The 21856-nt window shown below is 52.4% G+C and carries 14 protein-coding genes and 5 pseudogenes; 12 read left to right on the top strand and 7 right to left on the bottom strand.

Going from position 1 to position 21856, the window contains the following annotated elements; translation table 11 throughout:
• The first annotated feature begins 155 nt into the window (after window positions 1-155).
• Genes modA through modC form a run of 3 tightly spaced genes read left to right on the top strand, consistent with a single transcriptional unit; the run spans window position 156 to window position 2670 of the window.
• Entirely contained in the window at window positions 156-932 is a 777-nt protein-coding gene (gene modA, locus ACMZI0_RS15315; protein ID WP_415673592.1) for a molybdate ABC transporter substrate-binding protein, read from the top strand.
• Entirely contained in the window at window positions 929-1612 is a 684-nt protein-coding gene (modB, locus tag ACMZI0_RS15320) for a molybdate ABC transporter permease subunit (protein WP_415673593.1), read from the top strand. Before modA ends, modB begins: the two co-directional genes overlap by 4 nt.
• Window positions 1612-2670 carry a molybdenum ABC transporter ATP-binding protein ModC gene (modC, locus tag ACMZI0_RS15325; RefSeq protein WP_415673594.1) on the top strand — a complete coding sequence of 353 codons (1059 nt, stop codon included), beginning with the start codon at window positions 1612-1614 and terminating at the stop codon, window positions 2668-2670. The genes modB and modC overlap by 1 nt, the downstream gene beginning before the upstream one ends.
• Before the next feature lie 63 nt (window positions 2671-2733).
• Here modC and ACMZI0_RS15330 read toward each other — a convergent pair.
• Window positions 2734-3547: pseudogene (locus ACMZI0_RS15330) on the bottom strand (pyridoxal phosphatase); the annotation flags it as partial.
• 96 nt (window positions 3548-3643) lie between these two features.
• Between ACMZI0_RS15330 and pgl the strand changes: the two are divergent.
• Window positions 3644-4642: a 6-phosphogluconolactonase gene (pgl, locus tag ACMZI0_RS15335; RefSeq protein ID WP_415673595.1), complete on the top strand. Its 999-nt coding sequence runs from the start codon at window positions 3644-3646 to the stop codon at window positions 4640-4642.
• 73 nt (window positions 4643-4715) lie between these two features.
• Here pgl and fdnI read toward each other — a convergent pair.
• From fdnI to metG, 4 genes and pseudogenes are all read right to left on the bottom strand, one after another.
• Window positions 4716-5344, bottom strand: a pseudogene (fdnI, locus tag ACMZI0_RS15340) (formate dehydrogenase-N subunit gamma).
• Window positions 5341-6225, bottom strand: a complete 885-nt coding sequence (gene fdxH / locus ACMZI0_RS15345; RefSeq protein ID WP_415673596.1) for a formate dehydrogenase subunit beta — start codon at window positions 6223-6225, stop codon at window positions 5341-5343. Before fdxH ends, fdnI begins: the two are co-directional and overlap by 4 nt.
• Window positions 6226-6236: 11 nt before the next feature.
• Window positions 6237-7368, bottom strand: a pseudogene (locus tag ACMZI0_RS15350) (molybdopterin dinucleotide binding domain-containing protein); the annotation flags it as partial.
• A 434-nt stretch (window positions 7369-7802) separates the two neighbouring features.
• Window positions 7803-9833 (bottom strand): methionine--tRNA ligase, encoded by a 2031-nt coding sequence (gene metG / locus ACMZI0_RS15355; RefSeq protein WP_415673597.1) that lies wholly within the window; start codon window positions 9831-9833, stop codon window positions 7803-7805.
• 234 nt (window positions 9834-10067) lie between these two features.
• On the opposite strand from metG, the gene apbC reads away from it, so the two are divergent.
• A complete protein-coding gene (gene apbC, locus ACMZI0_RS15360; protein WP_415673598.1) occupies window positions 10068-11171 on the top strand; it encodes an iron-sulfur cluster carrier protein ApbC in 1104 nt (367 codons plus the stop codon).
• 199 nt (window positions 11172-11370) lie between these two features.
• Here the strand turns inward: apbC and ACMZI0_RS15365 are convergent, their stop codons facing one another.
• Entirely contained in the window at window positions 11371-11790 is a 420-nt protein-coding gene (locus ACMZI0_RS15365) for a hypothetical protein (protein ID WP_415673599.1), read from the bottom strand.
• A gap of 184 nt (window positions 11791-11974) precedes the next feature.
• Between ACMZI0_RS15365 and udk the strand changes: the two genes are divergently transcribed.
• The 4 genes and pseudogenes from udk to dcuC all read left to right on the top strand — a co-directional run bounded on the left by udk (window position 11975) and on the right by dcuC (window position 16782).
• A complete protein-coding gene (udk, locus tag ACMZI0_RS15370; protein WP_415673600.1) occupies window positions 11975-12616 on the top strand; it encodes a uridine kinase in 642 nt (213 codons plus the stop codon).
• Between the two features lie 37 nt (window positions 12617-12653).
• Window positions 12654-13235 (top strand): dCTP deaminase, encoded by a 582-nt coding sequence (dcd, locus tag ACMZI0_RS15375; protein WP_415673601.1) that lies wholly within the window; start codon window positions 12654-12656, stop codon window positions 13233-13235.
• 44 nt (window positions 13236-13279) lie between these two features.
• Window positions 13280-15130 (top strand): outer membrane assembly protein AsmA, encoded by a 1851-nt coding sequence (gene asmA / locus ACMZI0_RS15380; RefSeq protein ID WP_415673602.1) that lies wholly within the window; start codon window positions 13280-13282, stop codon window positions 15128-15130.
• 283 nt (window positions 15131-15413) lie between these two features.
• Window positions 15414-16782: pseudogene (gene dcuC / locus ACMZI0_RS15385) on the top strand (anaerobic C4-dicarboxylate transporter DcuC).
• A gap of 85 nt (window positions 16783-16867) precedes the next feature.
• On the opposite strand, the gene ACMZI0_RS15390 reads toward dcuC, so the two are convergent.
• Window positions 16868-18454 carry a TerC family protein gene (locus ACMZI0_RS15390; protein ID WP_415673603.1) on the bottom strand — a complete coding sequence of 529 codons (1587 nt, stop codon included), beginning with the start codon at window positions 18452-18454 and terminating at the stop codon, window positions 16868-16870.
• A gap of 594 nt (window positions 18455-19048) precedes the next feature.
• Here ACMZI0_RS15390 and wecA point away from each other — a divergent pair.
• The 3 genes and pseudogenes from wecA to ACMZI0_RS15405 all read left to right on the top strand — a co-directional run bounded on the left by wecA (window position 19049) and on the right by ACMZI0_RS15405 (window position 21856).
• A complete protein-coding gene (wecA, locus tag ACMZI0_RS15395) occupies window positions 19049-20137 on the top strand; it encodes a UDP-N-acetylglucosamine--undecaprenyl-phosphate N-acetylglucosaminephosphotransferase (protein ID WP_415673604.1) in 1089 nt (362 codons plus the stop codon).
• A gap of 114 nt (window positions 20138-20251) precedes the next feature.
• Window positions 20252-21395 (top strand): annotated as a pseudogene (locus ACMZI0_RS15400) (polysaccharide export protein).
• Window positions 21396-21421: 26 nt separating this feature from the next.
• The gene (locus tag ACMZI0_RS15405; protein WP_415673605.1) at window positions 21422-21856 is read left to right on the top strand and encodes a protein tyrosine phosphatase; all 435 of its coding nucleotides are present in this window, start codon (window positions 21422-21424) and stop codon (window positions 21854-21856) included.

A 21856-nucleotide genomic window follows, 5' to 3' on the forward strand; every position in this document is an offset into this window, starting at 1 on the left:
TTTTTGATGCCCGGTCTTTTTGACCGGGCATTATTTTTTTGTATGTACTCTCTTCGGATTATGCGAGCAAAAGTGCATGACAATGCGGGATTTATCGTTATATTATTCTGAATACAACGATAACGTCCTGATGTAATTACTCTTGGGAGAGACCGATGAAACAGCAATGGATGAAATGGGGTGTCGCATTAACCCTGAGTGCAACGTTGGCGATGCCAGCCGTTGCTGCAGAACAAAAAATTACCGTGTTTGCCGCCGCTTCACTCACCAATGCGCTACAGGAAATTGCCGCCCAATATAAGAAAGAGAAAAGCGTCGATATCGTTTCCTCTTTTGCTTCTTCTTCAACGCTGGCGCGCCAGATTGAACAAGGTGCGCCTGCGGATCTGTTCATCTCTGCTGATCAGCAATGGATGGACTACGCTCAGGATAAAAAGCTGACGGATACTGCGACCCGTTACACACTGCTGGGCAATGCGCTGGTGGTGATTGCTCCCAAGTCTAACGATGTGAAACATTTTGCCATCACAGATAAAACGGACTGGAAGAGCCTGCTGAAAGGGGGCCATCTGGCGGTTGGCGATCCGGACCATGTGCCTGCCGGGATCTACGCCAAAGAAGCGCTGCAAAATCTGAAAGCCTGGGACGACCTCTCTCCGGTGATGGCGCGCGCCAACGATGTGCGCTCCGCAATGGCGCTGGTAGAACGTGAAGAAGCGCCTTTAGGTATTGTTTATGGTTCTGACGCGGTTGCCAGCAACAAGGTAAAAGTGGTCAGTATTTTCCCGAAAGAGAACCACAAGCCGGTCGAATATCCGATGGCTATCATCAAAGATCATAACAACGCGACGGTTACCGGTTTCTATGAGTATCTGAAAACGCCTGCCGCTACGGATGTTTTCAAACGCTACGGTTTCACTCCGCGCGGATGATACTCACGGATTACGAATGGCAAGCCATTGAACTCAGTATTAAAATTTCCATCACCGCTGTAATATTCAGCATGCCGCTAGGGATCCTGGCGGCATGGGTGTTGGTACGCTGCCGTTTTCCTGGGAAGTCTTTGCTGGACAGCATCATTCATTTGCCACTGGTATTGCCACCCGTGGTGATTGGCTATTTGTTGCTGATCGGGATGGGCAGAAGGGGCATTATCGGCCAGTGGCTTTATGAATGGTTCGGCCTCAGCTTCAGCTGGCGCGGTGCCGCGTTAGCGTCCGCCGTGATCGCGTTTCCACTGATGGTGCGCGCGATTCGCCTGGCGCTGGAAGCGGTAGATACGCGGCTGGAGCTCGCCGCTCGAACGCTGGGCGCAAATCCCTGGCGTGTCTTCTTCACGATTACGTTGCCACTTTCATTTCCCGGCATTGTGGCTGGCACTGTATTAGCGTTTGCCCGTTCTCTGGGAGAGTTTGGTGCGACCATTACGTTTGTGTCCAATATCCCGGGGGAAACGCGTACCATCCCGTCGGCGATGTACACACTGATTCAAACCCCAGGCGCAGAAGCTGATGCGGCACGCCTGTGTGTGATTGCCATTTTGCTCTCGATGGCGTCGTTGCTGCTCTCTGAGTGGTTAACCCGCTGGGGCCGCAAACGGTTGGGGGTGTAATGCTGGAGCTTAATTTTCATCAACGCCTCGGCGATCTTGATTTGCGTGTGGATACCCGATTGCCTGCTTCGGGCATTTCTGCGGTGTTTGGCGTTTCCGGCGCAGGGAAGACGTCGCTGATCAATGCGGTGGTTGGCCTTACGCGTCCGCAGTCTGGCCGTATAGTGCTCAACGATCGCGTGCTAATGGATGCGGAAAAACGCATCTACTTGCCGCCTGAAAAACGCCATGTGGGTTATGTTTTTCAGGATGCGCGGCTTTTTCCGCATTATCGTGTGCAAGGCAACTTGCGCTATGGCATGGCACCTTCCATGAAGTCGCAGTTTGATGCCATTGTTGCATTATTGGGCATTGAAGCGCTGTTAAATCGGCTACCGTTGACCCTCTCTGGCGGCGAAAAGCAGCGAGTGGCGATCGGCCGTGCCTTGCTGACTGCACCGGAACTGCTGTTGATGGATGAGCCGCTGGCATCGCTCGATCTGCCGCGCAAACGTGAGCTATTGCCTTATCTGGAAACGCTGGCAAAAGATGTCAACATTCCTATCCTGTACGTCAGCCACAGTATGGAAGAGATTGTGCGGCTGGCGGACAGGGTCGTGGTACTGGATAAGGGCAAAGTTAAGGCAGAAGGCAAGCTGGAAGAGGTCTGGGCGAGCAGTGCGATGCGTCCCTGGTTGCCGAGTGATGGGCAAAGCAGCATTCTCAACGTGAAAATGATGGAACAGCATGAACGCTACGCCATGACGGCGCTGTCGCTGGGCGAACAGCGTCTGTGGGTGAATCGCGTTTCTATGCCGTTGAAAACGCCGCTGCGCATTCGCGTCAATGCCGTAGATGTCTCTTTGGTGTTGCAGCCGTCAACGGCGAGCAGTATTCGTAACGTGTTACCTGCCAAAGTGTTGGAGTGCATCGACGTTGATGAACAGGTTGAAGTGAAACTGTCGGTTGGCGGGCAGATCCTGTGGGCGCGGATTTCACCCTGGGCGCGCGATGACTTGAGACTGCGCGCGGATATGTGGCTTTATGCACAGATCAAGAGTGTGTCAATAACGGCGTAGCGTGTTTTTTTGTCGGGTTACGTTTAACCTAGCGGCAATCACTCCCCAGCTTGCGCCGGGGAACACGCGCTGGCGGATCAACTGCGCAATGGAAGGCTCTTCATTGTGGCCGATAACCAGATCGGCGTGCGCTTTAACGGCATCATCGCTGTTGCCCATGGCAACGCCTAGCCCGGTGGCTTCCAGCATACTGATATCATTAAAGTTATCGCCAAAATCCAGCACATCGCTCATGGCATAGCCCTGAGGGGTGGACCCACTCACGCAGCAGTTTGCCCTTGTTATTTCCGCTCAGCGCCACGTCAACCTGATCCTGCCAGGACCACTCGCAGGTTAAGCCAAACTCATTCATGACCCGATTGGCAAAGTTGTCTAACGCCTGCGTATCCGTGTGCGAAAGGGCGAATTTCCAGATGTTTTGCACCTGATCGGCGGCGTTCAACAGGCTGTCAACGTGCAGGAACGTGGGGCGCTGGTGTGGTGGCAGCGTTTCGCCCCATGCCTGAGTACGGACCACATGGCCGGTCGGCTCCTGATACAGCATGCCGTCATCGGCGTACATCAGACTGTGAATGCCGTACTCGCCTAATAAAGTCAGTACGCTTTTAGCCTGGGCTGCCGTCAACGGATTGGCTTGCGATGTCGGCTTTTTCTGATAATTGTACAGATAGGTGCCATTACAGCAAATGGCCGGCGTATCCAGATCCAATGCCTGATAGAACGGATGAATGGCGGAATGATGCCGTCCGGTAACGATCACCACCTTGGCGCCCTGTTGGCGTGCCAGCGCCAGCGCAGTGAGGGATTCCGGTAAAATTTTCTTTTGCCGGTCAAGCAAAGTGCCGTCCAAATCAAGAGCAATGATACGATACGTCATAGAGGCCCTATTAAGAGAGTCTAGAATTGCGTTAATGCCCATAATGTTACACCCTAAGTGTCATGGCGCAAAATGCGACAAACCAAGGAGAAAAGCATGCAGCAAGTGGTCTATATTGCCAGTCCGGAAAGCCAACAGATTCACGTCTGGCAGTTGGCGTCCTCGGGGCAGCTCACGCTGTTACAGGTTGTGGATGCGCCGGGGCAGGTGCAGCCGATGGTTATTGCGCCCAATAAACAACATCTTTACGTTGGCGTGCGCCCGTCTTTCTCGGCCATCAGTTACCGTATTGATGCGCAAGGTCTGCTGACGCAGGTGGGTTCTGCTTCGTTGCCGGGAAGTCCAACGCATTTTTCCACAGACCGTCAGGGGCGTTTCCTGTTCAGTGCATCCTACAGTGGTGAAACCCTGAGCGTCAGTCCGATTGATGCCGAAGGCATCGTGGGTGAGCCGATTCAGCAGTTGGATGGTCTGTCAGGCTGCCACTCCAGCGATATCGATCCTCAAAACAGGGTGCTGTGGGCTCCATGTTTGAAGGAAGATCGCATCCGGTTGTATGACGTTTCTGCCGAGGGCAAGCTGTCCGTTGCGGCGCAAGCAGAGCTACGCGCGGTGGAAGGCGCAGGGCCGAGGTATATAGATTTCCATCCAAATCAGCGCTTTGCTTACTGTGTGAATGAATTGAACAGCACGGTTGATGTGATTGAGCTGCATGGGCTGGAGGGTAAAGCGCGTACCGTGCAGTCACTAGATGCCATGCCGCAGGGCTTTGCCGATACCCGCTGGGCCGCTGACATTCATTTAACGCATAATGGTCGTTTCCTCTATTGCAGCGATCGTACCGCCAGCCTGTTGAGTATTTTCCAGGTATCAGAAGATGGCAGCACCTTATCGCTGGTCGGGCATCAACCGACTGAGACGCAGCCGCGCGGTTTCAACATCGATCATAGTGGTGAGTTTGTGATTTCTGCCGGGCAGAAGTCACAGCACATTGAGGTGTATCGTATCGATCAGGAAAGCGGAAAGCTGCAACCGTTGGCGCGCTATGCCGTAGGGCAGGGGCCGATGTGGGTGAGTGTGCTGGCGCTTGATTGAGCCTGACTGGGTTCCCGCGCACAGTGCGGGAACCACAAAAGGACATCCCCGGCGTATCGCTGGGAATTGATATTTACTTCTTCTCTTCTTCTTCGTTAAGCACCTGATGCGCCCAACGCGGGTGGTGCTTACGCGCCCACTTGGCAGACACTTTGCCTTCGATCATGCCCTTGATAGAACCACGCACCCAGAACGCCATATACATATGAATCAGGATGGCGTGGATCAACACGATAGCTGCCGCCGCGTGAACCAGAATGGCGTAACGCACGATATCGATCGGGAACAGGTGAGCAAAGTAAGGCTGATGCCAGTAATCAGCAACACCAGCGTTAAGCCCATGATGCTCCAGAACATCAGCTTCTGGCCCGAGTTGTATTTGCCCACATCCGATACGTTATGCTCGTTGCCTTTTAGTACCTCAACGATATGCAGGAACCAGGGAATTTCGCGGCGTTTTGGAATGTTGTGGCTCACAAAACGGAAGAACATCGGCACCAGACAAATCACGATCAGAATACCGAAGAACGGGTGCATGATGCGCCCCATCTGGGGCGTACCGAAGGTCTGCGTTAACCATTGCAGCGTCGGGAAAAACAGTGCGATGCCGGAAAGCGCCACCAGGAAGAAGCTGATCACTACAATCCAGTGACAGATGCGGTCAACGAACTTGGTGCGCACAATCATTTTCTGCTTGCTCATTGCTTCTCCTCCTCGTCGTGGTCATGCTCTGTCTCTTCCGTGTTTGGCCCAACGCCAACATAGTGGAAAATCAAACCGGCGAAGGTGGCGACAAAGCCGAGCGTTGCCAGCGGCTTGAGGATGCCTTTCCACAAATTGACCGGTGTGGAGATCTGCGGGTTATCGGGCAGATTGTTATAGAGCGACGGTTTATCTGCATGGTGCAGCACGTACATGACGTGAGTGCCGCCGACGCCTTGCGGATCGTACAGGCCCGCGTTGTCATAACCGCGTTTTTTCAGATGTGTGATCCGCTCTTCAGCCAGCAGTTTCATCTCTTCCTTGGTGCCGAAATGAATAGCGCCGGTCGGGCAGGTTTTCACACAGGCAGGTTCCTGACCGGTGCTAACGCGATCCACACACAGGGTACATTTGTACACCCGGTTATCGTCTTTATTGAGACGCGGAATGTTGAACGGGCAGCCAGCGATGCAGTAACCGCAGCCGATGCAGTGCTCAGACTGGAAGTCAACAATACCGTTCGCGTACTGAATGATGGCGCCCGCAGACGGGCACGCCTTCAAACAACCCGGATCGCTACAGTGCATACAGCCATCTTTACGGATCAGCCACTCCAGACGATCGGCACTTTCCACTTCGGAAAAGCGCATCACTGCCCATGATTTGGCGCTCAGATCCATTGGGTTGTCGTACACCCCGTGGTTATGACCCACTTCATCACGGATATCGTTCCATTCGGAGCAGGCCGCCTGACAGGCTTTACAGCCGATACAGGTGGTGACGTCAATCAGTTTGTCGCTTTTGTCGTTTCTCACGTGCGGTGGCGGTGTAAGGCTACTGGTAGCCGAACGTTGGATAATATCTTGAGATTGCATTGACATAGCGCACTACCTTACACCTTTTCCACATTCACCAAAAACGCCTTGAATTCTGGCGTTTGCGAGTTGGCGTCACCGACGCTGGGCGTGAGGATATTTGCCAGGAAGCCTTTGCGAGTGGTGCCCTCAAAGCCCCAGTGGCAAGGTATCCCGACTGTCTCTATCGCTTTGCCGGCGATGGTCAAGGTCTTGATACGTTTGGTGACCACCGCTTTGGCTTTAATGTAGCCGCGCTGACAGGAAACCTTCACCTCATCCCCTGCCTTGCTCCCTTTGCTCTGCGCCAGGTTTTCGCCAATTTCCACGAACTGCTCGGGTTGGATAATGGCGTTAATGTGCGCATGCTTGGTCCAGTGGCGGAACAGCCCGGTAATGGAATAGGTGGTAGCGACATACGGGAAGTCGCTTGCCTTACCCATGGTTTTGGCATCGCGGGCAAACGGCCGCGCCGCCGGGCTGGAAACCACGGACGGATGCAGCGGGTTGGTGTCGAGCGGCGTTTCAATCGGTTTGTAGTGTTCCGGGAACGGACCATCGACCAGTTTGTCCATCGAGAACAGACGCGCCACGCCTTCCGGCAACATGATGAACGGCATGGTGTCTTTGCCCGGCGGTACGGTGGCCGCAAAATCCGGCACATCAATGCCTTGCCATTTCTGGCCGTTCCACTCCAGCAGCTTGCGCTTGCTGTCCCAGGGTTTCCCTTGCAAGTCAGCGGAGGCGCGGTTGTACAGGATGCGGCGGTTTTGCGGCCAGCACCAGGCCCAGCCCGGCGTCGCTGTTGTCTCGGTTAGCCATCTGGTTGCTTTTTTCCGTCCGGCTACCAGCATAAATCCAGCAGAAGCTGGCGGTGGTACCATCGTCGCGCAGCCGTGAGAAGTCAGCCAACTGCTGGCCTTTTTTCAGAATCAGCGTGCCTTTGTCGTCATAAACATCGGCCAGCGCCATACCGTTACCTTCGCGAGCGATCTCTTCCGGCGTTGGGTCTTCCGGGTCCTGATAGTTCCAGTTGATGTTCATCAACGGCTCAGGGCATACGCCGCCTTCTTCGCGATACAGCTCACGCAGACGCATCAGCAATTTGCCGAGAATTTTCCCATCGTGCAGCGCTTCTGCTGGCGGTTCAGCTGCCGCCCAGTGCCATTGCTTCCGTGGGGGCAAAGCCCAGTGCGGCGAGGGTGGTGCCAGCCATACCCCCTGCACAAACTTTAAAGAAACCTCTTCTATTGATTTGCATTAGTTTCCCTAGGTGATGGTTTGTTTATTTTTTGTTGCAGGCGATTTAACAACACTCACGATAGGGGGTTTGCGCGAAATCAAAATTTAAGTATTTAAAACACCTTTTTACTCCTTTAAGGGGATGTTTTTATGGCTATATATAATGTTTTATATAACGTTTGGTTTCAGTTTTGTAATCTGGCGGTTGTTTTTTAGCTGCAAAAATAGGCAAAACAGCAAAAAAAACGCCGTATAAAAAAATACAATCGGGCAACAAAAAAGAGAGGGAGATGTTACGTCTGTGAGATGTATTGAGGTAAAAATAGGACGATAAAAAAGCCGCTCGGAGGCGGCTTAACAGATTATTTCACTTGCATACCCGGTTGTGCTCCGCTGTCTGGGCTGAGCAAGAAGATTTCCTTGCCGCCGGGGCCTGCGGCCATCACCATGCCTTCCGATACACCGAAGCGCATTTTGCGCGGGGCCAGGTTGGCGACCATGATGGTCAAGCGGCCTTCCAGCGCTTTCGGATCAGGGTAAGCGGTGCGGATGCCGGAGAAAATCTGGCGAGTTTCACCACCGAGATCCAGCGTCAGGCGCAGCAGCTTGTCGGAGCCATCCACAAAATCTGCCTGTTTGATCAGCGCAATGCGCATATCCACTTTGGCAAAATCATCAAAGGTGATGGTGTCCTGAATCGAATCGTCAGCCAGCGGGCCGGTTACCACTTTCTTGGCGCTCATGTCCTCTTTCGAGGCGTCAACCATGGCATTGACCTTGTCGAGATCGATACGGTTGAACAACGCTTTGAACGGTTTCACTTCGTGACCCAACAGCGGTTGCGCTAGCGCGTCCCATGCCAGCGTGGTGTTGAGGAACGCCTCGGCGCGCTCAGCCAGCGATGGCAATACTGGTTTCAGGTAGGTCATCAGTACGCGGAACAAGTTGATGCCCATGGAGCAGATGGCCTGCAAGTCAGCATCACGGCCTTCTTCTTTCGCCACCACCCACGGGGCTTGTTCATCCACATAGCGGTTGGCGATATCCGCCAGCGCCATGATTTCACGGATGGCTTTGCCTGATTCGCGGCTTGCGTAGGCGTCTGCAATGCTGTCTGCCGCATTGGCGAAGGTGACATAAAGCTCGGGATCGGCCAGCGTTTCTGCCAGCTTGCCGCCGAAACGCTTATTGATAAATCCAGCGTTGCGTGACGCGAGGTTAACCACTTTGTTGACGATATCGGCGTTCACGCGCTGTACGAAGTCTTCCAGATTAAGGTCGATATCATCAATAATGCGTGATGAGAGTTTGGCGGCGTAGTAATAGCGCAGGCAATCGGCATCCAGGTGTTGCAGATAGGTCTCGGCCTTGATAAAAGTGCCGCGAGATTTGGACATCTTGGCACCGTTTACCGTCACGTAGCCGTGTACAAACAGGTTGGTCGGCTTACGGAAACCACTGCCTTCCAGCATGGCAGGCCAGAACAGGCTGTGGAAATAGACGATGTCTTTACCGATGAAATGGTACAGCTCTGCGCTGCTCTCTTTGCGCCAGAATTCATCAAAGTCGATATCGCCACGTTTGTCACACAGGTTTTTAAACGACCCCATATAACCGATAGGCGCATCCAGCCAGACGTAGAAATATTTGCCCGGCGCGTCCGGTACTTCAAACCCGAAGTAAGGCGCATCGCGGGTGATATCCCACTGTTGCAGGCCGGCATCAAACCACTCTTGCATCTTGTTGGCGACCTGCTCCTGCAACGCGCCGGAACGAGTCCAGGCTTGCAGCATTTCGCTGAATGCGGGCAAATCGAAGAAGAAGTGCTCTGAATCACGCATCTCCGGGGTTGCGCCAGACACCGCCGATTTCGGATCGATCAGTTCTGTCGGGCTGTAGGTAGCGCCGCACACTTCGCAGTTGTCACCATACTGATCGGCCGCTTTACATTTCGGGCAGGTGCCTTTTACGAAACGGTCTGGCAGGAACATGCCTTTTTCCGGATCGTAGAGTTGAGAAATGGTGCGGTTTTTGATAAAACTATTCTCTTTCAAACGACGGTAGATTAAACTAGACAGCTCCTGGTTCTCTTCACTGTGGGTGGAGTGATAATTGTCGTAGCTAATCTGAAAGCCAGCGAAATCCCGCTGATGTTCCTGACTCACGTCCGCAATCATCTGCTCCGGCGCCACGCCCATCTGCTGCGCTTTCAGCATGATCGGCGTACCGTGGGCGTCATCCGCACAGATAAAGTGAACCTGGTGACCGCGCATTCGCTGATAACGGACCCAAATATCAGCCTGGATATGCTCCAGCATGTGGCCGAGGTGGATTGATCCGTTAGCATAAGGCAACGCGCAGGTTACCAATATTTTCTTAGCGACTTGAGTCATAGTGGGGGACTTTCTTTCATGATGATGAGAGGGAATCCCGATGTTAACCGATAGCCCCTTGCGGCGTAAACCGCTGTAAGCGGAAAACCCTTTTCAAGTACAGGCAATGCCGCGTTCACTGCGCCTGCACAGCAGTCGGGCCGATTTTTTCGCTGAGGTCAACGATCGGGGCGGGGCATTCTGTTATGCTAGGGCTGTTTTTCAACAAAATAATGAGAACGATAAGGAGCCGGGATGAACGCACGAATCCCTGAGCAAACTCCCGATACGCTGAAGGCACTGGTTACCGGTGTTTTATCCACTTTCAAGCACCTGACGCTGAAAAATAACCTGACGACGCTCAATGCATTGCATTATTGCGCCTTGCTTGATGATGTGCTGCGCATTGAACTGGTGATGCCGTTTGCCTGGTTGAGCGGTCTGGAAGTATTGAAAGAGACGGTCAGCCCTGAGTTGATGCGTTTAACCGGCGCCAAGGATGTGGAATGGCGTCTGACGCACAGTATCGCCCGCCACGTTAATAATCAGGCGGGCGTCAAAGGGGTGAAAAACATCATCGCTGTCAGCTCTGGTAAGGGCGGCGTGGGGAAATCCAGCACAGCGGTGAACATGGCACTGGCGCTGGCTGCGGAGGGGGCAACGGTCGGTATTCTCGATGCCGACATCTATGGTCCGTCAATTCCGACCATGCTGGGTACCGCCAGCGAGCGTCCGACCTCGCCCGATGGTCAGCATATGGCACCGATCATAGCCTATGGCCTGGCGACCAACTCTATCGGCTATCTGGTGACGGATGACAATGCCATGGTGTGGCGCGGCCCAATGGCGAGTAAAGCGCTATTGCAGTTGTTGCAGGATACGCTCTGGCCGGATCTCGATTATCTGGTACTGGATATGCCGCCGGGTACCGGGGATATCCAATTGACGCTGGCGCAAAATGTACCGGTGACGGGCGCAGTAGTCGTCACCACGCCGCAGGACATCGCGTTGATGGATGCCATGAAAGGGATCGTCATGTTTGAGAAAGTCAGCGTGCCGGTGCTGGGTATCGTTGAGAACATGAGTGTTCACATTTGCAGCCACTGCGGGCACTTGGAGCCGATTTTTGGCACAGGCGGCGCGCAGAAACTGGCAGAGAAATATAACTGTGCTCTGCTGGGGCAGTTGCCGTTGCATATCTCTTTGCGTGAAGACCTCGATCGCGGTGAGCCTACCGTTGCCAGCAAGCCGGATAGCGAGTTTACCTCACTCTATCGTGAACTGGCCGGGCAAGTTGCCGCGCAGCTTTACTGGCAGGGTGAAGTTATCCCAACCGAGATTTCGTTCCGCGCGGTGTGACAGGTTTTGTGCCCTGTTTAAGGGGTTCCCGCGCAGGCGGGAACTGCCTGCGACTAACCATGCATGCGCGCCTGACGGATTCTCGCGTCGAACGGCGATCTCCCTGGCATAAGCGCTTGCGTAGTCGGGGCGAAAATCTGTCAGGGCATCTAAACGAAACGGCAATTAAGGCTCTCTTCGGGTATCTCGCGTGCTATACCTATGTTAGTTTTCCAGCCTGTAAATTCACATGTATTGGGTGATAGAACGATGACAAAATTTTTGCAATGGCTGGTTTTGACACTGCCGACTGCCACTCTCTTGTCATGTGCGCCTTATAACTACGATGCACATCAGGATAAAAGGCCAGCCATGCATGTCGATAGACCAATATATTCGGTTGGTAAGTGATGGATCGTATAGAAGAGATCTGCGTATGGAACATGTCCGCGATCGAGGAGGATGTGTAGATAACAGCACCGATTGCGGTAGGCCTGTTGGCTGGTAATGCTGTGGGCAATCCAGCCTTAATAATTCTCTGTGGCAAAAAAAGCGCCTCGTTGCCGTTGATAACGCTTGGTGGCGGGAAACAAGCAAGCCACATAAAGCCTCCCTTTACCCCGCTTTCACTTTCCGTCATCTCTTGCTGTGTTGAGACAGCGTGCGCACGTTCACCGATCCTTTTGTAAACCGGAAATGACCGTGACTAGGGCTGGCGCTGCCTTCCTTAACTCCCTATAATTCACTCGTTACCATTAATTTATTCGTTACTGCGCCCTGCGACGTTTCCCCCAATTTTTTGAACAATCAGGTCATTTATTGTCATGGCTGCGACGTCTCACCAGTGTGTCATCATCGGAATTGCTGGAGCATCCGCTTCTGGCAAGAGTCTTATTTCCAGTACGCTCTATCGCGAACTGCGCGATCAGGTGGGGGATGAGCATATCGGGGTTATCCCGGAAGACAGTTATTATAAAGATCAAAGCCATCTGAGCATGGAAGAGCGGGTGAAAACCAACTATGACCACCCCAATGCCATGGACCATGACCTGCTGTTAACGCATCTGAAAATGCTGAAGGCCGGCCAGGCGATAGAGTTGCCACAATACAGTTACGTTGAGCATACCCGTAAAAAAGAGACGGTACACTTACTGCCGAAGAAAGTGATCATTCTGGAAGGGATTTTGCTGCTGACGGAAGTGCGTTTGCGCGCCGAGCTCAATTTTTCCATTTTTGTCGATACCCCGCTGGATATCTGTTTGCTGCGTCGTATGCGCCGTGATGTTAATGAACGCGGTCGCTCCATGGACTCGGTGATGGAGCAATACCAAAAAACGGTACGCCCGATGTTTTTGCAATTTATTGAACCGTCTAAGCAAGATGCGGATATCATCGTGCCACGCGGTGGTAAAAACCGTATTGCGATTGATATTCTGAAAGCTAAAATAAGTCAGTTTTTTGAATAATTCACCGGTGACGGCTTAAACGTGAAAAGGGAACAAAATGAGACTGTGCGATCGTGACATAGAAAGCGCCTTAGACAATGGACACTTGGTTATCACGCCCCGTCCTCCCGTGGAAAGAATTAACGGCGCGACGGTTGATGTACGGCTGGGGAATCAGTTTCGCGTTTTTAGTGGCCACACAGCCGCATTTATCGATTTAAGCGGCCCGAAAGACGAAGTCAGTGCGGCACTTGATCGCGTGATGAGCGATGAGATTAATTTACCGGAAGGCGAGGCGTTTTTCCTGCATCCTGGCGAGCTGGCGTTGGCGGTGATGCTGGAATCCGTGACGCTGCCAGACGATCTGGTGGGATGGCTGGATGGCCGCTCTTCGCTGGCGCGTTTAGGATTAATGGTTCACGTTACTGCACATCGTATCGATCCCGGTTGGCGGGGTAGAATTGTGCTGGAGTTCTATAATTCAGGTAAGCTACCGTTGGCATTACGTCCTGGCATGATTATCGGTGCGCTGAGTTTTGAACCGCTCTCTGGCCCGGCTGCACGCCCTTACAACCGTCGTGAAGATGCCAAATACAAAGATCAGCAGGGCGCTGTGGCGAGCCGAATCGATAAGGATTGATCGCCAGTGCATAATGCCGTTGCACTGATTGTTGGGAGAATGGCATGAAAAGAGTGTTGACGATGCTGGCGATTCTGCTTGTGGTGCTGGCTGTCGGTATGACGGCGCTGGTCATGCTGGTGAATCCCAACGATTTTCGCGCCTACATGGTGAGTCAGGTCGAAGCCCGCAGCGGATACCGTTTGCAGTTGGACGGGGATTTACGCTGGCACGTTTGGCCACAGCTAAGCATTCTTTCCGGCGGCATGTCGTTAGCCGCACCGGGTGCCTCATTGCCGATTGTCAGTGCGGAAAACATGCGGCTGGATGTCAAACTCTGGCCGCTGTTGTCACATCGTCTGGAAGTGAAGCAGGTAATGCTCAAGGGCGCGGTGGTGCGCCTAACGCCCGAGAGCGAAGCACCGCGCTCCAGCAATGCGCCTATTGCCCCGGCCGGTTCTTCCACGCCGGAAGAGACGCGTAGCTGGCAGCTTGCTATCAATCAACTGAAAATCGTGGATAGCCTGTTGATTGTGCAACGGGGCGACGACGAACAGCTTAACGTGCGCGATATCAACCTCACGCTGGAACAGAGCAGCGATCGGCAACTGGAACTGGAACTGAGCAGTCGTATTAATCGCGATCAACGCGACCTTGCCGTTTCGCTCCAGGCCAATCTGGATATGCAGCACTATCCGCAGCAAATCAGTGCCAGCATCGAACAATTGCAATATCAGCTTCAAGGTGCCGGCATTCCCTCCGGTGGCATCAGCGGCAGTGGTAGCCTGCAAGCCAGCTATCAACCGGCTTCTGGCAATGCACAACCCAAAAAAGTCACGGTAAGCCAGTTCACGCTGGCGGCGAATGACAGCCAACTGAGCGGAAATGCCTCGGCGACGCTGGGTGACCGCCCAGACTATATGCTGGACATCAAAGCCGCGCGGTTAAACCTTGATGCGCTGCTGGGCATTGCACCAAAAGCGCAAACGCAGAGTGCTACTCCTGCGGTAATCAAAACCGCGACGCCAGTGGTATCGTCGGAGCGCGGGCCAAGTGAAGGAGATGTCTTATGGCAATCGTTCAGCGCTCAGTTGGCTTTGCAGGCGGATACGCTTATCTACCGTGGTCTGACATTCAGTCATGTGAATCTCAACGCCGCCAATCGGGCAGGCGTATTGACCCTTACTACCTTGCAGAGCGAACTTAACGGCGGGCGTATCGCTCTGAGCGGAAAAATGGATGTGAATGCAACGCCGAAAATCGCCCTGCAACCGGTTATTGAAAATGTGGAGGTTGAGCCGCTGACGGCTGCATTTGCGTTGCCGCAAACAGTCAGTGGCAAACTCTCGTTAAAGGGACAGCTTGGCGGCGATGAATTCTCCCAGGATGCATTGATGCGCCAGTGGCGCGGCAATGCGGCGTTGAGCGTGGAAAATCTGCGCTTCCAGGGTGTGAATATTCAGCAAATGATTCAGTTGGCCGTGGTGCGTAACAACAGCAATGTGCAGGCGTTGGAGCGCTATGATCGCTACACCGAAATTACACGATTAACAGGTAATGCCGATCTTAATGCAGGCAAACTGCGGGTGAGTGATATCGCTGGCGAATCCGCCCTGTTGAGGCTAACCGGCACCAGCCAGTTTGATCTTCCCGCTCAGCAATGCGATATGAACTTTAACGTGCGTATCACCGATGGTTGGCGTGGGAATGAGCAATTGGTGGAAATTTTAAAATCCACCAGCGTGCCACTGCGTATTTACGGGCCGATCAACAACCTGAGCTATCAACTGCAAGTTGACCAGATGCTGCGTAAACGCCTGCAAGATGAGATGAAAAAGCGGCTTAATGATTGGGCAGATAAAAATCAGCAAAGCCAGACGGGCAAAGGGCTGAAGCAATTTCTTGATAAGCTTTGATTCCGTTTTTGCCCCCGGCATTCTTTGCGATGAGGCAAAAATGCCGGGGGTTATCGCTGTAACGCTGTGCTAAATGGTTTTTTTCTTTTAATACGGAAAGTTTCAGTTTATTAAACTTCTCTCGTTTCCCAAAATAAACTTTACTTCTTTGATCTTTGCCATTTGTAGTTTTTCTACAAATCAGTAAACTCCCCTGCTTTTATCGCGTTTTCTTATACCAGAGCGTTATCTGATGTCTGCCTGTCAGGCGCTTGTTTACGTTCACTTTCTACAGAGAAACATCATGATCGAACTCCTTATAGGTGTCATTGTGACGGTGCTGGTGGGCCGTTACATCATTAAAGGCTATTCCGCAAAGGCTATTCCGCGAGCGGCGTGCTGCTGGCGGGCGGATTGTTGCTGTTGCTGATCAGCGTAGCGATGGGGAAAAGCGTGCTGCCCGCTAGCGCCAAATCCACCGGGTGGGGCTTAACGGATATTGTTGAGTACGTCAAAATTCTGCTGATGAGCTGCGGTGGCGATCTCGGCATGATGATCATGGTTCTGTGTGGTTTTGCCGCCTACATGACGCATATTGGTTCCAATGACGTTGTAGTAAAACTGGTCTCACGCCCGCTGAAAGTGATCAATTCGCCTTATTTACTGATGATTGCCGCGTATTTCGTTGCCTGCCTGATGTCACTGGCTGTGTCATCGGCAACGGGGCTGGGGGTGCTGCTGATGGCAACCCTATTCCCGGTCATGGTGAACGTTGGCATTAGCCGTGGCGCGGCAGCCGCTATCTGCGCTTCGCCGGCGGCATTGATCCTGTCGCCGACGTCTGGCGATGTGGTGCTGGCCGCACAAGCGTCGCAGATGAAACTGGTGGACTTTGCCTTTAAGGTGACGCTGCCGATTTCTATTGCCGCCATTGTATGTATGGCTATCGCGCACTTCTTCTGGCAGCGCTATATCGACCGAAAAGAGAACATCAGCCACGAAATGGTTGAGGCGAAAGACATTGAAACCAATGCGCCACGCGTGTACGCCATATTGCCGTTCACGCCAATCATCGGCGTACTGATTTTTGATGGCAAGTGGGGGCCGGAACCTGCATATTATCACCATTCTGGTGATTTGCATGTTGCTGGCTGCGGTGTGCGAGTTTCTGCGTTTCTTTAATGCCAAAACCATTTATGCCGGTCTTGATGTGGCTTATAAAGGCATGGCTGAGGCATTCTCCAGCGTGGTTGTGCTGTTAGTGGCAGAGGGTGTGTTTGCACAGGGGTTGAGTACCATCGGCTTTATCAGCGGTTTGATTAGGCTGGTGCAATCTTTCGGCAGCGGTGCATTGCTTATCATGCTGGTGCTGGTCGTGATCACCATGCTGGCGGCAATGACTACCGGTTCTGGCAACGCGCCGTTCTATGCGTTTGTTGAACTGATCCCCAAGCTGGCTTCGCAGATGGGTATCAACCCGGCTTATTTGGCAATCCCGATGTTGCAAGCCTCTAACCTCGGCAGAACCATTTCTCCTGTCTCCGGTGTGGTGGTTGCAGTGGCCGGGATGGCGAAAGTCTCCCCCGTTTGAAGTGGTAAAACGCACGTCAGTACCGGTGTTGGTCGGGCTGATTGTGGTGGTGGTTGCTACAGAAATTTTGATTCCGACGTGATGTAAACAGGCATCCCTCACTGTGTTTGGTGGGGGATACTCCAGTGCTGCGTAATGATTTATGTGCAAATTGTCACTGGAATTTTTTACACTTCATAATCCTGCTCAGGCGTGTGTTCCTGAGTGATTGCCACTTTGACAATGCGGTGGCTCTCCATGCTTACTATCTTGAAGCGATAACCATCGATGGTGAGCTCATCACCCTCCTGCGGCACCCGTTGTGAATACTCCATCATTAATCCGGCCAGCGTGTAGTACTCGCGTTTTTCATCCAGCGTAAGGGGAATGTACATGGCGAGATCTTCCAGCGGCGTGTAGCCGTTGGCAATCCAGCTTCCATCTTCGTTTTGCTGAATGTCGTGGCGCGCATCGACATCTTCTCCCTCTACCGGCAGGTTACCGGCAATGGTTTCCATCACATCGCTCAGCGTAACAATACCTTCCACCGAACCAAATTCATCCACCACAAAAGCGAAATGGGTTTTAGCCGCTCTAAACTGCTCCAGAGCTTGCAGCAAAGAGATCTGCTCAGGAAACACCAGCGGTTGGCGCACCAACTTATGCAGATCGAGCGGCTCATGGCGCAACTGTTGTTGCAACAATGAGGCCACGTGCACGATGCCCACCGGTTCATCGGAGGTGGGGCTATCCATCACCACCAGCCGGGTGTGGGGGCTTTTTTCCAGCAGCGTTGCCAGAGCATCTTGTGAAGACTGAAGCTCAACGGCAGTGATGTCGTGGCGCGATGTCATGATACTGTTCACGCTACGTTGCCCCATGCCTAGCACGCGCTCGATCATGCGCCGTTCCTGACGGTTGAACACCGTGTTACCGCTTTGTGCGTTGTCGCCAATCATATCCGACGTTTGGTTATTCAATTCTGCATCTTCATGCTCTCCGCGCAGAATTTTCAGGATCACATCGGCAGTGCGCTGGCGCAACGGTACATCGGAGGTGAGGAAACGGCGGCGGTTAAACTGCGCGACCTGATTAAGCACCTCGATCAATACTGAGAAACCAATCGCCGCATAGAGGTAGCCCTTGGGTATATGGTAGCCAAAACCATCTGCGACCAGACTAAAGCCGATCATCAACAAAAAGCTGAGGCAAAGGATCACAATAGTGGGGTGGGCGCTAACAAACCGGGTTAGCGGTTTGCTGGCAAGCAGCATTAACCCGATGGCAATGGTCGCGGCAGACATCATCACCAGCAGGTGGTCTGTCATGCCGACGGCAGTGATTACCGAGTCGAGTGAAAAGATGGCATCCAGAATAACAATCTGTGTCACGACAGCCCAAAAGCGTTCCCCTTTGCGCTGCGTATGTTGCTCTTGATCTTTGCCTTCCAGCCGCTCATTAAGCTCAACGGTGGCCTTAAACAGCAGAAACAGACCACCCACCACCATGATGATATCGCGCGCGCTAAACGGCTGCTGAAACAGGGTAAAGAGTGGGGTAGTGAGCGAGACCAGCCAGGACATGGAGGCAAGCAGTACCAGACGCATCAACAGTGCAAGTGACAAGCCAACGACGCGGGCACAATCTCTGAGTTTTTCGGGGAGTTTTTCCGCCAGAATGGCAATAAAGACAAGGTTATCGATACCTAACACCAGTTCCAACACCACAAGCGTTGCCAAACCGGCCCAGATAGTGGGATCTTCGATCCACTCCATATAAATTTTTTCACCTGTATCAACCAGAACCGATATAGGTTAGCAGCGCAGCCCGCGATGAACCAGCATTTGTAGGGATATTACCTGTCTGGCAACATTGCCATAAAATAATTACAAACATAATTACTTTATTTACAACCATTTTCATTGTAACTTACTGATTTAAAATCGCTAAATTTCAAAAAAACGATATCTAGTGGCTGGCAAGAGTGTTAGCGTTTGTAAGGAATTATTAAATAATACCGTTTTGTTCAAAAAACACTCAAACATAAAAAGACATGTGATTTCTTGAGGTTATTGCGGTTTTGTTGCGCGGGATAGGCCTAATCTGAAAATCTTTGTAAATCCAAGAACTTCCTGTACATAGTGAAATGTGCTCCATACTATAGTGGCTTGCGCGGCACTATCGGGTCGTTTTCTGAAGGTTTCGCGGTTTTTTTTGCTTGACTAGTCCGTAAAAATAAATAGGTACCCAGGAATCATAATGTGGTCCACGGACGGTATTCCGTATTTTAACAGCACGTTGGCGGCTATAAGCCAAGGGCGGTAGCGTGCCTGGTGCGAAGTAACTTCACGGTTGATGATGGTGCAAAAATGCAAGAAATTACGGTTATCTTCATAAGCGCTTTTATTGCGCTTTTTCTGGCAAGAAAAATGGCAATAAAAGTAGGGTTAGTCGATAAACCGAACTCGCGTAAAAAACACCACGGGCATATTCCTCTGGTGGGCGGTGTTTCTATTTATCTTGCGCTCTGGATCCTCTATGCCCTTCATTCTGAATGGCTACCTGATTTTTCCCTCTATATGGTCTGCGCCAGCGCATTACTTTTCGTTGGCGTGCTGGATGACCGCTTTGATCTCCCTGTTATGCCCCGTATCTTCCTGCAAGCGCTGGTGGCTAGCCTCATGATGTATTCCGGGCTGCATCTTGCGAGCCTGGGCAACATTCTGTTTGGTTATGAACTGGTGCTGGGCTGGGCGGGCTACGCGGTGACTCTGCTCGCCGTCTGGGGAGCTATCAATACTTTCAACATGGTCGATGGCATTGATGGCTTGCTGGGTGCACTCTCTTGCGTAACCTTTGGTGCACTGTCTGTGATGTTTTATCTGGATGGTGAGCATGAACTGGCGCAGTGGAGTTTGTGCCTGTTGGCCGCATCCATTCCTTATATTCTTCTCAATCTTGGTATCCCTTGGGGACAAAAATTTAAAGTCTTTATGGGCGATGCCGGCAGCACCTTAATTGGCTTTACCGTTATCTGGTTGTTGATTGTCGCCACGCAAGGGCATGACGCCGTAATCCGCCCGGTGACCGCATTATGGTTTATCGCAGTGCCTTTGATGGATATGGTAACCATTATGACGCGCCGTATTCGCCGTGGCGACAGCCCCTTCAAGCCCGATCGCGAGCATCTTCATCATATTTTACTGCGTGCGGGGCTGGGGCCTCGCCAAACCCTGTTAGCCATTGTTGGTGTGGCTTTTATGTTTGCGCTGGTAGGAATTATTGGCGAGCGTGCAGGAATCAGAGAGTCTGTTATGCTTAGCCTGTTTTTACTGGCATTCGTCGGCTATTTCTGGTCAATTATCCGGGTGTGGCGCTTGCTGACGTGGACTCGCCGTCGTAGCGGCCAGTCAGGGCATTTGCACAGCAAAGTGGGCCAAACGCCACTGAACAAGTAAATTACCCGTTTTTACAGCCGTAACTCATGGAATCAATAGCACCCGAATTCTCTATGATAGAGGAAGAGGATCGGCGGCGACTTATAACTTATTAAAAGTGATGGCATAAACAGGATGATAGCTTACAAAAGAAAAGTGATACCGTTGATGGCATCTGCCGTGTTGCTGAGCGGTTGTACCATTTTTCCTGGTTAGCATTTGACGACCAGCGGCAAAGAAGTGATAAAACAGCAGGATGCAGATTTTAACATCAGTAAACTGGTCAACGTTTACCCGATGACGCCCTACCTGATTGAGAAAATGCGCGCAAAACCGCTGGTGGCTCAGAATAATGCGGCTTTGGATCGTGAACTCCAAGGTTATGAGTATCGTATTGGTGTGGGCGACGTGCTGATGATTACCGTGTGGGATCACCCTGAGTTGACGACTCCGGCGGGCACCTACCGTACTGCCGCAGATACCGGCAACTGGGTCCACTCTGACGGTACTATCTTCTACCCCTATATAGGCAAAGAGGCAAAGTGACGGTTGCGGGTAAAACCGTCACCCAGGTACGCGATGAGATCATGAGCCGCCTGGCGCAATTATTGAGTCTCCGCAGGTTGAAGTGAGTATTGCCGCATTCCGCTCGCAAAAGGTGTATGTCTCTGGCGAAGTGGCGACATCCGGCCAGCAGGCGGTTACCAATGTGCCGTTAACTATACTGGATGCCATCAACAAAGCTGGTGGGCTGACAGAAAACGCCGACTGGCGCAACGTGGTGCTGACCCACAACGGCCAGGAAAAACGCATTTCCCTCCAGGCGCTGATGCAAAACGGCGACCTCTCTCAGAACCAGCTTCTTTACCCTAGCGATATCCTTTATGTGCCACGCAACGATGGCCTGAAGGTGTTTGTGATGGGGGAAGTGAAAAAGCAAAGCACGCTAAAAATGGACCGCAGTGGCATGACGCTCACCGAAGCGCTCGGCAATGCGGAAGGGATGGATCAGGCGATGTCTGATGCAACCGGTGTGTTTGTTATCCGCCCGTTGCGCGGCGCACAAGGCCCGAAACTGGCCGATATCTATCAGCTTAACACCGCAGACGCGACAGCTCTGGTGATGGGTACCGAGTTCCAGTTACAGCCTTATGATGCGGTGTATGTGACTACCGCACCGATTGTGCGTTGGAACCGCGTTGTCTCACAGCTGGTGCTGACCATCTCCGGCTTTAATGACCTGACCGAAGGCGCGTTGCGTATTCGTACCTGGCCGTAACCTTTCATTAATCCTCGAAGAACGTCATGTTTGATTCCATTTTAGTGGTATGTGTAGGCAACATCTGCCGCTCCCCGACCGGGAAGCGGTTATTAAAACAGCTATTGCCGAACAAAAGAATCGCCTCTGCAGGGTTGGGCGCGTTAGTGGAGCACGCTGCGGACGACACCGCCAGTGACGTGGCCAGTGCGCACGGCCTTTCGCTGGAGGGGCACTCAGCCCAGCAGCTCACCAAATCTCTGTGCAGAGAATATGACCTGATTTTGGTGATGGAAAAAGGCCACATTGATGCCGTGGGGCGCATGGCACCGGAAGTACGTGGCAAAACCATGCTGTTTGGCCACTGGCTGAACCAGCGCGAAATCGCTGACCCTTACCGCAAAAGTCGCGAGGCTTTTGAATTTGTGTATTTGCAACTTGAGCAGTCGGCCCAAAAATGGGCGCAGGCTTTAAATCGATAA

The sequence above is a fragment of the Symbiopectobacterium sp. genome (assembly GCF_047692315.1).
Taxonomy (GTDB): domain Bacteria; phylum Pseudomonadota; class Gammaproteobacteria; order Enterobacterales; family Enterobacteriaceae; genus Symbiopectobacterium.